At 67.3% G+C, this 13,135-nt stretch carries 12 protein-coding genes; 7 read left to right on the forward strand and 5 right to left on the reverse strand.

The features are described from left to right. Positions 1 to 198 precede the first annotated feature (198 nt). From egtA to egtD, 4 genes are all read left to right on the forward strand, one after another. The gene (egtA, locus tag OHQ90_RS38190; protein ID WP_328406099.1) at positions 199 to 1,551 is read left to right on the forward strand and encodes an ergothioneine biosynthesis glutamate--cysteine ligase EgtA; all 1,353 of its coding nucleotides are present in this window, start codon (positions 199 to 201) and stop codon (positions 1,549 to 1,551) included. A gap of 148 nt (positions 1,552 to 1,699) precedes the next feature. Beyond that, positions 1,700 to 3,043, forward strand: coding sequence for an ergothioneine biosynthesis protein EgtB (egtB, locus tag OHQ90_RS38195; protein WP_328406101.1), 1,344 nt, complete (start codon positions 1,700 to 1,702; stop codon positions 3,041 to 3,043). 90 nt (positions 3,044 to 3,133) lie between these two features. Further along, positions 3,134 to 3,988 carry an ergothioneine biosynthesis protein EgtC gene (gene egtC / locus OHQ90_RS38200; RefSeq protein ID WP_328406103.1) on the forward strand — a complete coding sequence of 285 codons (855 nt, stop codon included), beginning with the start codon at positions 3,134 to 3,136 and terminating at the stop codon, positions 3,986 to 3,988. Then, positions 3,985 to 4,956 (forward strand): L-histidine N(alpha)-methyltransferase, encoded by a 972-nt coding sequence (gene egtD / locus OHQ90_RS38205; protein WP_328406105.1) that lies wholly within the window; start codon positions 3,985 to 3,987, stop codon positions 4,954 to 4,956. The genes egtC and egtD overlap by 4 nt, the downstream gene beginning before the upstream one ends. A gap of 15 nt (positions 4,957 to 4,971) precedes the next feature. Here the strand turns inward: egtD and OHQ90_RS38210 are convergent, their stop codons facing one another. After that, positions 4,972 to 5,544: a TetR/AcrR family transcriptional regulator gene (locus OHQ90_RS38210; RefSeq protein ID WP_328406107.1), complete on the reverse strand. Its 573-nt coding sequence runs from the start codon at positions 5,542 to 5,544 to the stop codon at positions 4,972 to 4,974. 83 nt (positions 5,545 to 5,627) lie between these two features. Between OHQ90_RS38210 and OHQ90_RS38215 the strand changes: the two genes are divergently transcribed. Both OHQ90_RS38215 and OHQ90_RS38220 read left to right on the forward strand, forming a co-directional pair. Continuing rightward, positions 5,628 to 6,305, forward strand: a complete 678-nt coding sequence (locus OHQ90_RS38215; protein WP_328406109.1) for a lysophospholipid acyltransferase family protein — start codon at positions 5,628 to 5,630, stop codon at positions 6,303 to 6,305. 151 nt (positions 6,306 to 6,456) lie between these two features. After that, entirely contained in the window at positions 6,457 to 8,103 is a 1,647-nt protein-coding gene (locus tag OHQ90_RS38220; protein ID WP_328406111.1) for a fatty acyl-AMP ligase, read from the forward strand. A 178-nt stretch (positions 8,104 to 8,281) separates the two neighbouring features. Here OHQ90_RS38220 and pth read toward each other — a convergent pair whose 3' ends face one another. Then, on the reverse strand, positions 8,282 to 8,863 hold the full coding sequence (gene pth / locus OHQ90_RS38225) for an aminoacyl-tRNA hydrolase (protein ID WP_328406113.1): 582 nt from the start codon (positions 8,861 to 8,863) through the stop codon (positions 8,282 to 8,284). A 24-nt stretch (positions 8,864 to 8,887) separates the two neighbouring features. After that, on the reverse strand, positions 8,888 to 9,499 hold the full coding sequence (locus tag OHQ90_RS38230) for a 50S ribosomal protein L25/general stress protein Ctc (RefSeq protein WP_328406115.1): 612 nt from the start codon (positions 9,497 to 9,499) through the stop codon (positions 8,888 to 8,890). 307 nt (positions 9,500 to 9,806) lie between these two features. Between OHQ90_RS38230 and OHQ90_RS38235 the strand changes: the two genes are divergently transcribed. Then, a complete protein-coding gene (locus OHQ90_RS38235) occupies positions 9,807 to 11,450 on the forward strand; it encodes a peptide chain release factor 3 (protein ID WP_442941271.1) in 1,644 nt (547 codons plus the stop codon). 1 nt (position 11,451) lies between these two features. Here OHQ90_RS38235 and OHQ90_RS38240 read toward each other — a convergent pair whose 3' ends face one another. Both OHQ90_RS38240 and OHQ90_RS38245 read right to left on the reverse strand, forming a co-directional pair. Beyond that, the gene (locus OHQ90_RS38240; RefSeq protein WP_328406117.1) at positions 11,452 to 11,985 is read right to left on the reverse strand and encodes a nuclear transport factor 2 family protein; all 534 of its coding nucleotides are present in this window, start codon (positions 11,983 to 11,985) and stop codon (positions 11,452 to 11,454) included. A gap of 106 nt (positions 11,986 to 12,091) precedes the next feature. Then, positions 12,092 to 12,970 (reverse strand): Abi-alpha family protein, encoded by an 879-nt coding sequence (locus tag OHQ90_RS38245; RefSeq protein ID WP_328406120.1) that lies wholly within the window; start codon positions 12,968 to 12,970, stop codon positions 12,092 to 12,094. Positions 12,971 to 13,135 lie beyond the last annotated feature (165 nt).

The raw sequence follows: 13,135 nt of genomic DNA on the forward strand, positions 1-13,135 counted from the left end.
ACCATATCCGGTCAGGAGTTCGAAATCTTGTCGCTTTTTTGTCAGTCTCGCTCGCTACCCTGGTTTGAGTCGGCGTACGCGGAATGCAACAGGCTGTCGCAGCGATACACCAGCTAAGGCGGACACGAACCCGCCGACCAGGGCGCTCGGACGGACCTACCCGTCCGGCCGCCGACAGACTCATCAGCGGAGGTTGGCATGGCGGTCACGCTGGAACATCCGGAATCGGTCAGCGCCATCCAGGACGGGGATCTGTCCTCGCGGGTCGCGGCCGAGGCCTATGTGGGTGGCGTCTGTTTCAAATTGGGACCACCAATGCTGATCGGCGCCGAACTCGAGTGGCTCACCGTGCAGGGTGAGTGTTCGACGTCAGGCCGATCGGCCGCTCCCCGCCCGCAACTGGCTGCACTCGCAGCTGCTCTCGGACCCTATGCACCGAGGTCCATCGCCCCCGATTCACCGGCGCTCTCACTGCCGGGGGGCAGCCGGGTCACCATCGAACCCGGCGGTCAGATCGAACTCTCCAGCGCCCCGTTCGCCGCTGCCGCGCAGCTGTGCGAGGGATTGCGCATCGACTCCCGGATGTTGCGGGATCTTCTCGAATCCCGATCCATCCGCACTGTCTCCGGCGCCGCCGACGCGGACCGCCGCCCCAAACGGGTGTTGCAGCTGCCGCGCTATCGCGCCATGGAGCAGTCCTTCGGCGGTATCGGCCCCTTCGGCAAACTCATGATGTGCAATACCGCCGCCACCCAGGTCAGCGTCGATGCGGGCGCCGATCGCACGGAGGTCACTGCCCGCTGGACAGCGCTGTACACGATCGGTCCCGCACTGCTTGCCGCATTCGCCTGTTCGCCCGCGCTGCGTGGTGCGCCGGTGGGCGATTGGGCCTCGCAGCGGATGCGCACCTGGTTGCGACTCGACCACGCGCGCACCCGCCCACCTGTGGAGGCCTGGCCGAATCCGATCGCCGACTACGGCAGGTGGGCGCTGGATGTGCCGCTGCTGTGCGTGCGCAGGCCGGACCCGGCGCACGATGGCGATGCCGCCGCGAACGGAGCGGGCGACAACGGGCATGATCCCGGTTGGTCCGCACCACCGGGGGCTTCGTTCGCCGATTGGCTTTCCGGCGCGCTCGACGACGAGGTGGGTCGCCGCCCTGATATCGGAGATCTCGACTACCACCTGACCACGTTGTTCCCGCCGGTGCGCGCGGCGGGGCACCTCGAGGTCCGCTACCTCGACGCCCAGCCCGACGACGACTGGATGGTCCCGATCCATGTGGTCGACGCGCTCATGTCGACCCCTGCCGCGGTGGCCGAGGCGACCGCGGTGGCCGCGCCGCTCGCCGGACAGTGGCTGCACGCGGCGCGCTGCGGCCTGGCCGACCCGCAGATCCGGTCGGTAGCTGTCGAGCTGTTGACCCTCGCCGAGGCTTATGCGGCCACACCGGACGCGGCCCGCGAGATCGCCGGAGCGCTCCGGCGATGTCGTGGTGGTCGGACTCCGACCGGCGAGGCCGTCGCCGACGGCGCAGGAGGAGGGTCGTGATCACGGTTGCGCGCGTTGGAGTTTCCCACGCGGGCAGCCGATTACCCGCCGACGTGCCGACGACACCCATGCCCGCGCGGGGAAAGGTCGCGCGCAGCGGCCGAATCAGCTCGCCGGCCGACCATGACCAACTGTGGAGAGCAGTCTCGTGACCATTCATCACCCGAGCACCGACAACACCGAGACCGAACGGCTCCGGGACCAGATCGCCGAAGTTCTGACCCGGGCGCGCGACCGCACCCTCACCCTCACCGACAGCCTCGACGAGGCCGAGCTGATCGCCCAGCATTCCCGGCTGATGAGCCCGCTGGTGTGGGACCTCGTGCACATCGGCAACCAGGAGGAGCTGTGGCTGGTGCGCGATGTCGGCGGACGTGAGCCGGTGCGCGCCGACATCGATGAGCTCTACGACGCCTTCAAGCACGCGCGCGCCAACCGGCCCGCGCTGCCGCTGCTGGACCCGACGCAGGCCAGAGGCTATGTCGGCACTGTGCGCGACAGGGTGTGGGAGGTGCTGGACCGCAGCGCATTACGCGGCAGGGAACTCGTCGACGGCGGTTTTGCCTTCGGCATGATCGCCCAGCACGAGCAACAGCACGACGAGACCATGCTGGCCACCCATCAGCTGCGAACCGGGCCCGCCGTGTTGTCCGCGCCCGCAGCGCCGACGGTGACCACCCCGGTCAGCGGCGAAGTGATCATTCCCGCAGGGGAATTCACCATGGGTACTTCGACCGAGCCGTGGGCCCTGGACAACGAGCGCCCCGCGCACCGAGTGCAGGTGCCGGCCTTTGCCATCGACGCCGCGCCGGTGACCAACGCGCAGTACCTGGCCTTCGTCGGTGACGGCGGCTACGACCGACCCGAGCTCTGGTCGGAGCGCGGCTGGGCGCATCGTCAGCAGGCCGGGCTCGTCGCGCCGCAGTTCTGGGAGCGCGATCCGGCCGGGCAGTGGTGGCGCCGGGTTTTCGGCGTGCCGACACCGCTGCGTCTGCATCAGCCGGTGCTGCACGTGTGCTGGTTCGAGGCCGAGGCCTACGCCAACTGGGCGGGCAAGCGCCTGCCCACCGAGGCCGAATGGGAGAAGGCGGCCCGCGTCGATCCGGCCACCGGGGAGTCGCGCCGCTACCCGTGGGGTAATGCCGAACCCGATTCCAGCACCGCGAATCTCGGGCAGCGACATCTGGAGCCCGCCGATGTCGGCGCGTACCCGGCGGGTGCGTCCCCGGCCGGCGTGCACCAACTCATCGGTGATGTCTGGGAGTGGACCGCTTCCGGCTTCGATCCGTACCCGGGCTTCCGTGCCTTTCCGTATGCGGAGTACTCGGATGTCTTCTTCGGTGGTGACTATCGAGTGCTGCGCGGCGGATCGTTCGGCACCGATCCCGTTGCCTGCCGCAGCACTTTCCGCAACTGGGACCATCCGATCCGGCGGCAGATCTTCTCCGGCTTCCGGCTGGCCCGCGACCTTCGACAGGGTGAAGGCGAATGAGCACTACGGCAGCGGCAGGCCACGATCGCCACGGCTGCCGGGATGCGGTGCTCGGCATCGGCTTTCATCGTTGCTACCCGCGAGCCGCCGATGTGTAGGCAGCTCGGTTACCTCGGCCCGCAGGTGCGGGTGGGTGACATGCTCACGCTCGGAACACATTCACTGCGCACCCAGGCGTGGGCGCCGAAGGACATGCGTCGTGGCGGCACGATAAACGCCGACGGGTTCGGTGTCGCCTGGTGGCGCGACGGCGACGATTCGGTGACGGTCAGCCGCTACCGCAATTCGGCGCCGATCTGGACCGACCCGGCCGTCGAAGAGGTACTGCCGCAACTGGAATCGTGGGCGGTGCTGGCCGCGGTACGCTCGGCCACCGTCGGCATGCCGATCGAGCGGAGCGCCTGCGCGCCGTTCACCCACGGCCGCTGGGCATTCAGCCACAACGGCATGGTGTCGGATTGGCGGCGCACGCTCGCCGCGGTGGCCGCGGAATTCGACAGCACCGCAGCCGAACTCGGCGCCGGGCTGTTCACGCCGACCCGGTTGCTCGAAGCGGAATCGGCCACCGATTCGGCAACGCTCTGGGTGATTCTGCGCGGCCTGCTCGCCACCGGCGCGCCCGACGGCGAGTGGGGGGCCGCGCCCGCCGCGCTGAGCCTGCTGGTCTCCGCCGTGCTCGCCCACGCCCCGCAATCGCGACTGAACTTCCTGCTCGGCGATGGCGCCCAACTGTGGGCGACCACCTGGCATCACTCGCTGTCGGCGCTGGTCACCGACGACTTCGCCATCCTCTCCTCCGAACCGTTCGATGACGACCCCCGCTGGCAGCCGATCCCCGATCGGAGCCTGGTCACCGCACGGCCCGGCGCGCTGTCGGTCGATCCGCTTCCCTCCGCACCCGCGTCACCCGAGAAAGACGCGATACCGAAAGGCACTCCGCTATGACTGGACCGACGCTGGAGATCTACCTATCCGACGACGACCTCACCTCGGCGTTGCGGGCGGATGCCAGGCTCGGGCTCACCGCGGACCCGAAGTGGTTGCCACCCAAGTGGTTCTACGACGCCCGCGGCAGCGAACTGTTCGAGCAGATCACCGAACTGCCGGAGTACTACCCGACGCGCACCGAACGCGCATTGCTGCAACAGGTTGTCGGCGAGATCGCGCGCACCGCGCAGGCCGAGGTCCTCGTCGAGTTGGGCGCCGGTTCGGCAGCCAAAACTCGGCTGCTGCTCTCCGCGCTCACCAGCGAGGGGCCGTTGAAGACCTATGTCCCGCAGGATGTCTCGTCCTCGGCGCTGCGCGCGGCCGCCGACGAGATCGCGGCGGAATTCCCCGGTCTCGCCGTCCACGGAGTGGTCAGCGATTTCACCGACACCCTGCACAACCTGCCCGGCGGCGGCCGCCGCATGATCGCCTTCCTCGGTGGCACCATCGGCAATCTCGTCCCGGCCGAACGCGCCGATTTCCTTGCGAGCATCCACGACGTGCTGGAACCCGGTGAACAACTGCTGCTCGGCGCCGGCCTGGTCATCGACCCCGCCGTCCTCGTCCCCGCCTACGACGATGCCGCGGGGGTCACTGCGGAGTTCAACCGAAATGTCCTGCATGTTCTCAACAACCGGCTCGACGCCGACTTCGAACCCGACAAGTTCGAGCACATCGCCGTTTGGGATGCCGAGAACGAATGGATCGAAATGCGCCTGGAGGCAGTCGAGGACATGACCGTCGGGGTCCGCGATCTCGACCTGACCGTCGAATTCGCCCGCGGTGAGCAGCTACGCACCGAAATCTCCGCCAAGTTCCGTATCAATGGGCTCGACGCCGAACTGACGGCAGCAGGTTTCCGCACCGAACACGTCTGGACCGACCCGGACAACCGTTTCGCGCTGGTACTCGCAGCCAGAATATGACCGGTCGCCTCTCGTTCAGGCGACGTGCAATTCGATCACCCGGGCGACCAGTGCCCGCACATCGATAGCCGGACCGACCAGCCGAAGGCTGCGGTTGGCTTGCAGCGCCGCGATGCCGTGCAGATTGGTCCACAGCGCAATCGCCCGCTCCCCCGGCGGACCGGAGTCGGTGTCCGCCGGGGTCGCCTCGTGGACGAGCGCGGCGAACCGCCGGAACAGCGGCAGCGTCGTCGAGCGCAGGTTCTCGCCGGAGCCCTCGAGCAGATCGTGGCGGAACATCAGGGTGAACATCTCGGGCCGCAGTCCCGCGAACTCGACATATGCCGCACCCATGCGCTCCAGGTGCTCGCGTGCCGTCGCCGCACCCGCCTCGACCACATCGAACCATTCGATGAGATCCGCGAAGCCACGGGCGGCGATGGCGGCCAGCAAGGCATTGTGGGTGGGGAAGTGCCTGCGCGGCGCACCGTGTGACACCCCTGCCGCCCTGGTGATCGCGCGCAGCCCGAGCCGGCCCGCGCCGACTTCCTCCAGCAGCTCGACACCGGCACCGACCAGCCGTTCCCGCAGTGACTCGTTTCCGACCATTGCGACATTGTCGCAGCGTCGAGTAGACACTGTCTACTTCGTGCTGTAGACAGTGTCTACAGACAACTTTCTCGGAGGCTCTTGTGTGGTACCGGCTGTTCAAGTACGTGTTGCTAGGCCCGCTGTTGCGGTTACTCGGCAGACCCGAAGTGGAAGGGTTGCGGCATGTTCCGAAAGAGGGACCGGTCATCATCGCGGCCAACCACCTGGCCGTGATCGACTCGCTATACCTGGCGCTGGTCATGCCGCGGCGAGTCACGTTCCTGGCCAAGCAGGAGTACTTCACCGGCACCGGGGTGAAGGGACGCTTCCAGCGCTGGTTCTTTACCGCGTCAGGCCAGGTGCCGGTGGACCGGACCGGCGGCACCGCGGCCGCGGACGCTCTCGCCGCCGCCACGAAGATCCTGCGGTCGGGCGGCGTCTGGGCGATCCACCCGGAAGGCACCCGCTCCCCCGACGGCCGGATCTACCGCGGCCGAACAGGTGCGCTGCGCGTCGCCATGGCGACGGGCGCTCCGGTAATCCCGGTGGTGTTGTCCGGCACCGACAAGGTGAACCCGCGCGGCAGCCGGTGCTGGCGCTTCGCCAAGGTCCGCATCGATGTGGGCGCACCGCGCTACTACCCGCCGATCGTGCTGCACACCGAGGTGCCCGTCGAGCGCGTTCGTGCCGCAACCGATCTGTTGATGCGGGAACTCGCCGCGCGGTCGGGCCGCCACTACGTCGACCGCTACGCGGCCACCTTCGGCAGCAAGCAGTAGCCGGAATTACCAGAACAGATCGGCCGGCGAATCGAAAGAGGGTTAACGCCGGGTCGAAATGGCGGGATAGTGGAGACAGGCCGGGAAACGGCTGCAGTGCGCTCGGGCGAGGCGGATCCGGCCACTGCGTTCGTGATGAGGGAGTTGGACGTTGAGCAGGTTCACCGACGAGATGTACGCGACGGCCGACACCTCCACCCACGGGCTTGTCACCGGAGAACCCGACGCCCCGCGACGCCAGACCTGGGGCGAAATCCATCAGATCGCACGCCGCATGGCGGGTGCACTTGCCGAAGCCGGGATCGGACACAGCGACGCTGTCGGCGTGCTCGCCGGCCTGCCGGTCGATATCGCACCCGCATGCCAAGCCATCTGGATGCGGGGCGCGTCGATCACCATGTTGCATCAGCCGACCCCGCGCACCGATCTGATGATGTGGGCTCGTGACACCGAGACCGTGCTCACCATGATCGAGGCGCGGGCCGTGGTGCTCGGCGCTCCCTTCGAGGCCGCGGAGCCGCTGCTGCGCGAGCGCGGCATCACGGTGGTGCGCATCGATCAGCTGCACAACGGCAAGGACACCGATCCGGTGCCGACCACCGAATCCGATATCGCGTTGCAGCAGTTGACTTCCGGGTCGACCGGATCGCCCAAAGCGGTGCAGATCACGCACGGAAACTTCTTCGTCAACGCGTACGCCATGTTCGATCGGGTGAAGTTCCAGCTCGACGACGATGTGATGATCAGCTGGCTGCCCCTGTTCCACGACATGGGCATGGTCGGATTCCTCAGCGTCCCGATGCAATTCGGCGCCGAGGTGGTGTGCGTGACGCCGCTGGACTTCCTGATGCGCCCCCTGCTGTGGGCGGAGCTGATCGACAAGTACCGCGGCACCGTCACGGCGGCACCGAATTTCGCGTACTCCCTGCTGGCTCGCCGGCTGAAGCAGGCGGAGGCGGGATCGCTTGATCTCAGCAGCGTCCGCTACATGTGGAACGGTGCGGAGCCGGTCGATCCCGACACCATGGACGCGCTTGCCGCGGCCGGACAACGCTTCGGGCTCAACCCGATGGCACTGACCCCCGTCTACGGCATGGCCGAAACCACCCTGGCCGTCTCGGTCCCGGACCCGGGCCACGGCCAGGTGCTCGACATCGTCGACGCCGACCTGCTCGAGGCGCTCGGTAAGGCGGTGCCGGTGCACGACGACCATACGCACCAGGGCAATGTCCGCAGACTGCCGACGCTGGGCTACCTGGTCGACAACCTGGAGGGCCGGGTAGTCGACGCCGAACGCCAGCCGCTGCCGACCCGATCGGTAGGCGTCATCGAATTGCGCGGCCCAGCGGCTACTGCCGGCTATATCACCGTCAACGGCTTCCGCTCCGCACAGGACGACGAGGGCTGGCTCGACACCGGCGACATCGGCTACTTCACCGAAGAGGGCCTTGTCGTGGTCTGTGGCCGCATCAAGGACGTCATCATCATGGGCGGCCGCAATATTTACCCCACCGACATCGAGCGCGCTGCGATGCACGTCACCGGCGTCCGGCCGGGCAATGCGGTCGCCGTCCGTCTCGACGCCGGTGAGAAACGCGAAAGCTTCGCGGTGGTGGTGGAGAGCAACGACCACCAGAACGCCGACGAGGTCAAACGCATCGAACACGAGATCGTGCATGCGGTCTTCACCGAGGTCGGCGTCCGCCCTCGCACCGTCACGGTGCTCGGTCCGGGTGCGCTTCCCAAGACCTCCTCGGGCAAACTCCGCCGCTCCGCCACCGCCATCCACCTGCACTGAACATCAGCCTGCACGGCGCAGCGATGAATGTCTGCCACGGCCGTCGTCTCGGCATCGCCCCCACCGAGGTCCTCGCCTTCGGCAAGGGCGAGGACGACCCCCCGACGCGCTATCGCTTTCCCCGCTGATCTGGCGACATGCCTTGTACCCGTAGGAAATTGGTGCCGCGAGCGGGCGTTCAGTGCAGCTGGTTCTGTGCCGTCTCCAGCCCGACGCGCAGCAGCAGCTCGACCGCGTCGGCGGTCTGCTCGACGATCACCGGAACTTCCTTGCGCTCGGGAGCCGAGAACGGCTTGAGCACATAGTCCGCGGGATCCTGACGACCGGGCGGACGGCCGACGCCGAACCGAACCCGCAGGTAGTCCTTCGTGGTCAGGGCGCTGGACACGGAGCGAAGACCATTGTGGCCGCCCTCGCCGCCGCCGCGCTTGAGTCGCACGGCGCCGAAGGGGAGATCGAGTTCGTCGTGGATGACGATCACCTCGGTGAGCGGCACGGAGAAGAAGCGGGCCAATGCGGCGACCGGGCGACCGGACAGGTTCATGAACGATCGCGGTTTGGCGATCAGCACCTGACGGCCGTCGAGGCGGGCCTGCAGTAGATCCGCGCCCGACTTCTTGTGCACGGCAAAACGGCCGCCGACGCGCTCCGCGAGCACGTCGGCGACCATGAAGCCGACATTGTGCCGGGTGCGCTCGTATTCGGGACCTGGATTACCCAGTCCGACTACGAGTGCGGGCCCGGTCGTGGATTCGGTCATGAAGTAACCGACCCGTTGGAGTTCTTACTCGGCGCTCTCGGCAGCACCCTCGGCGGCAGCCGCAGCGGCCTCCTCGGTCTCCTGCGCGGAGGCCGGGGCGGCGATGATGTTGACGATCAGGGCTTCCGGATCGCCGGCCAGGGTGACGCCGCTCGGCAGCTCGATGCCACCGGCGGTGATCTGGGTGCCCGCCTCGATGCCTTCGATCGACACATCGATGGACTCGGGGAGCTTGGTGGCGTCGGCCTCGATGGAGAGGGTGGTGCTCTCCTGGGTGATCAGGGTGGCCGAGGCGGCCTCGCCGGTCAGCACGATCTGCACATCGGCGGTGACGCGCTCACCGCGCTTGATGATCAGCAGGTCGGCGTGCTCGATGTAACGGCGAATCGGGTGCACGACAACGGATTTGGTCAGCGCGAGCTGCTTCTTGCCGTCGATGACGAGGTTCAGCAGCGCGTTGGTGCCGTGCTCACGCAGGATGGCGGCGAAGTCGCGTGCGTTGAGGGAAAGGTGCTGCGGTTCGGCGGCATGGCCGTACAGCACGGCGGGGACGTTGCCGGAACGACGGGTGCGGCGGGCGGCGCCCTTGCCGAACTCCGTACGAACGGCGGCTTCGAGAACGTTGGCGTCGGACATGACTGGATCTACTCCCTACGGCTCTTCCGGGCTTGGTCAACAGTGCTCACCAGGGACTGTTTCCGCCCTGGCTCTAAGTTGGTCAACTCGTCGGGCGAAGACCGAACGAGGACGGCCGGAAGCCGAGCCGCGTCGATCACGGTGAGCGCAAAGGTCTGCGGTCACCCTCGCCGAGACAACCCGAACACCATAGCGCAATGGTCATGCGCGAGGTGAATCGGGTGGTTACTGCGCGTCGAGCAATGGTCATACCGGTCGCGTACGCTGGAGCGGTTGCCGATCGGACGTTTGCGAAAGGTTGTTGAAGTTGACCGCCTCCACTGAGGGTGTCGTCGCGCCCACGCCGCGCGGGCTGCCCGCCGAGGTTGCCCGGCGCCGCACCTTCGCGGTGATCTCCCACCCCGACGCGGGCAAGTCGACGCTCACCGAGGCGCTCGCACTGCACGCCAAGATGATCTCCGAAGCGGGCGCGATCCACGGCAAGGCCGGACGCCGCTCGACGGTGTCGGACTGGATGGAGATGGAGAAGGCCCGTGGCATCTCGGTCTCCTCGACCGCGCTGCAGTTCAATTACCGCGCCGCGGGCTCCGATGTCGACAACGTGATCAACCTGGTCGACACCCCCGGTCACTCGGACTTCTCGGAGGACACCTACCGGGTGCTCACCGCCGTCGACGCCGCGGTCATGCTCATCGACGCCGCGAAGGGCCTGGAACCACAGACACTGAAGCTCTTCCAGGTGTGCCGCCACCGCGGCATCCCGGTGATCACCGTCATCAACAAGTGGGACCGGCCGGGCCAGGCACCGCTGGAACTGCTCGACGAGATCCACGAACGAATCGGCCTCACGCCGACCCCGCTGTTCCTGCCCGTCGGCATCGCAGGCGACTTCCGCGGCCTGCTGCGCCGCGGTCCCGACGGCGCCGCGGTCGAATACATCCACTTCACCCGCACCGCCGGCGGCGCGACCATCGCGCCGGAGGAATCGCTGACGCCGGAATCTGCCGAAGCGCGCGAGGGCGAAGCCTGGACCACGGCCGCCGAGGAGAGCGAATTGCTCTCGGCCACCGGACAGGACCACGATCAGGAACTGTTCCTCGCCGGTCAGACCTCACCTGTCATCTATGCCTCGGCGATGTTGAACTTCGGTGTCCGGCAGCTGCTGGAGGCACTGGTGGCGCTCGCGCCCGCACCCGGCTCGCGTCCCGATGTGGCGGGCACGGCGCGCAACACCACCGACCCGTTCAGCGCTGTGGTGTTCAAGGTGCAGGCGGGCATGGACGCGGCGCACCGCGACCGGCTGGCGTTCATGCGGATCGTCTCGGGCGAGTTCGAGCGCGGCATGGTGGTCACGCATGCCCAGACCGGCAGGCCCTTCGCGACGAAGTACGCGTTGACCGTGTTCGGCCGCGAACGTTCCACCGTCGACACCGCCTACCCCGGCGACGTGGTCGGCTTGGTCAACGCGACCGCGCTGGCGCCGGGACACACGTTGTTCGTGGACAAGAAGGTGGAGTTCCCGCCGATCCCGTCGTTCGCGCCGGAGCACTTCGCGGTGCTGCGCGCGGAGAGCGCGGGCAAATACAAGCAGTTCCGCAAGGCTATCGACCAGCTCGACTCCGAGGGCGTGGTGCAGGTGCTGCGCAATGACATCCGCGGCGACGCTTCCCCCGTGCTCGCGGCCGTCGGTCCGATGCAGTTCGAGGTGGTCACCGCCAGGATGATGGCGGAATTCAATGTGGAGACCAGGATGGAAAACCTGGCCTACACCTTGGCGCGGCGCACCGACGCCGAGTCGGCGCCCGAGCTGAGCCGTCAGCGCGGGGTGGAGGTCTTCACCCGCAGCGACGGCGCGCTGCTTGCGTTGTTCAGCGACAAGTGGCGGCTGCAGTACATCGAGAAGGAACACCCGAGCCTCACGCTGGAACCGCTGGTCGCCGCCGCCGACTGAGTCACCCGGCGTCCGGCTCCCGCCGCAACGGGGTGGTTGGTTCTCGTTCGACCGAGGCGAAGCTGCCGTCTTCCTGGGCGATGAGGCCCCAGCGACTGGAGGTCAGGCGCAGGCTCGGGAGGTCGCTCAGCGAGAGGACCACCTCATAGGTGCGCTCGTAGCCGGTGTGCGATATGCGCCAGTTGCCATCGCCGCAGCGCACGTAACTGTCGGTGTAGAACGCCGCGCCGCGCAGCAGCATATTGTGCGCCGGGATGAGCACGGTGTCGGCGAGATACCAAGTACCGGTGGCGGTGTCACCGTCGACATCGATCTCCGGATGATCGCATCGGTGCTCGGTGATGACGTGCGGACCGAGGGTGTTGCGCATAAAGGCAAGGAAGGCATCGCGGGACTCGAACTGCAGGTATTCGCTGTAGGTCGCCGTTGCCTCCGGCACCATGGTGTCGGCGAATTCTTCCCACGATTTGGTGTCGAGGGCGCGCAGGTATCGGAACTTCAACCGGCCGATGGCGGACACAGCATCCTGATCCATACCTCAAACAATCCCATTCGAAGCGGCCGTACTGCGGGATTTGCGAGATTTGTATCAGATTGCTATGACGGGGCCGTCCGATTCGGAAAGCCGGGGGTGTCGAAGATCAACTTCCGATCGTGAAGCAGGTGCGGCAGAAGTCCTCGCCGAACTCGGTCAGACGCAGACTTTTGCGCACGATCTTCGGCGCCCGGCCCGCTTTTTTCAGCGCCGCCTCGACCTCGGGCTGCACTTCCAGCACCATGTAGCGGCTGAGCACCACCGGATCTTCCGAGGTCAGCGTAAGCCCGAGCCGGTTGAGGTTGATCAGATAGGTGCGCGACCGATCGGGGTAGCGGACGCCGGCCTGCTCCGGCACCGAGGTCAGATCACCGGTCACCAGCTCCGAGCCGATGCCCAGCGGCCGATTGGTCCGCACATCGACCGAGGGCTGCGGACCGTTCAACGCCATGAAGCGCAGAATGCGCGCCTCGTCCGGAGCCAGCTCGTCGAGAATGCGGTCGTAGGCCGGATGGACGTCCTCGGAGAAGTAGACATCCGCCGAGCGGGCCAGCAGCGCGTCACCGCGGCGGCGCAGGTCCTCGATGGAGGCCGAATGCAGCGGCGCGCCCAGGCCGATCGCCTGCTGCGCGGCCGGGCCATTGGAAGTCGGTACGTAGCTGACGATTTCGCGCACCGAGCCCTCGGTGACGCCGAGCGCGCTGCGCGCGATAGACCGCAGCGCATTGCCGGTCCGCTCGGCGATATCGGCCGAAGACTCTCCGTCCAGCGCGGCCTGCGTGATCTCCTTGGTCACCTCATAGGAGGTGTTCACCGCCCACTGACTGCCGCGCACCACAGTGCCCGCCGCCAGCCCTGCCGCCCGGAACACACCGCGGATCAGCCGTGCCTCATCGCTGATCTGCCGCTGTTCGACATCCGAGCTGCGCTCGACCGCGCGGGAACCGGCCCGGGTCACGTCCTGTCCGGTCCTGTCGTCTGCCACGTCCTACTCCGATGTATTGCCTAGTGAACGAATACGCCCACAGATTATTGCCCGACAGCCTTCCAGGTATGCCCAACTCGCCAGCCGTGTGGCTTCCGCTCACAACTGTGCCGCTCACGACCGGCCCCGCGCCGACGCAAACCCCCAAGCACCCGTACCTGTGGC

Origin of the sequence: Nocardia sp. NBC_00403 (assembly GCF_036046055.1) — a bacterium.
Taxonomy (GTDB): Bacteria; Actinomycetota; Actinomycetes; order Mycobacteriales; family Mycobacteriaceae; genus Nocardia.

Coding starts and splice junctions, on each gene's coding strand:
- OHQ90_RS38240 (WP_328406117.1), bottom strand. CDS start 11,985: ATGGATCAGGATGCTGTGTCCGCCATCGGCCGGTTGAAGTTCCGATAC.
- pth (WP_328406113.1), bottom strand. CDS start 8,863: ATGACCGAATCCACGACCGGGCCCGCACTCGTAGTCGGACTGGGTAAT.
- egtD (WP_328406105.1), top strand. CDS start 3,985: ATGACTGGACCGACGCTGGAGATCTACCTATCCGACGACGACCTCACC.
- egtA (WP_328406099.1), top strand. CDS start 199: ATGGCGGTCACGCTGGAACATCCGGAATCGGTCAGCGCCATCCAGGAC.
- OHQ90_RS38230 (WP_328406115.1), bottom strand. CDS start 9,499: ATGTCCGACGCCAACGTTCTCGAAGCCGCCGTTCGTACGGAGTTCGGC.
- OHQ90_RS38210 (WP_328406107.1), bottom strand. CDS start 5,544: ATGGTCGGAAACGAGTCACTGCGGGAACGGCTGGTCGGTGCCGGTGTC.
- egtC (WP_328406103.1), top strand. CDS start 3,134: ATGTGTAGGCAGCTCGGTTACCTCGGCCCGCAGGTGCGGGTGGGTGAC.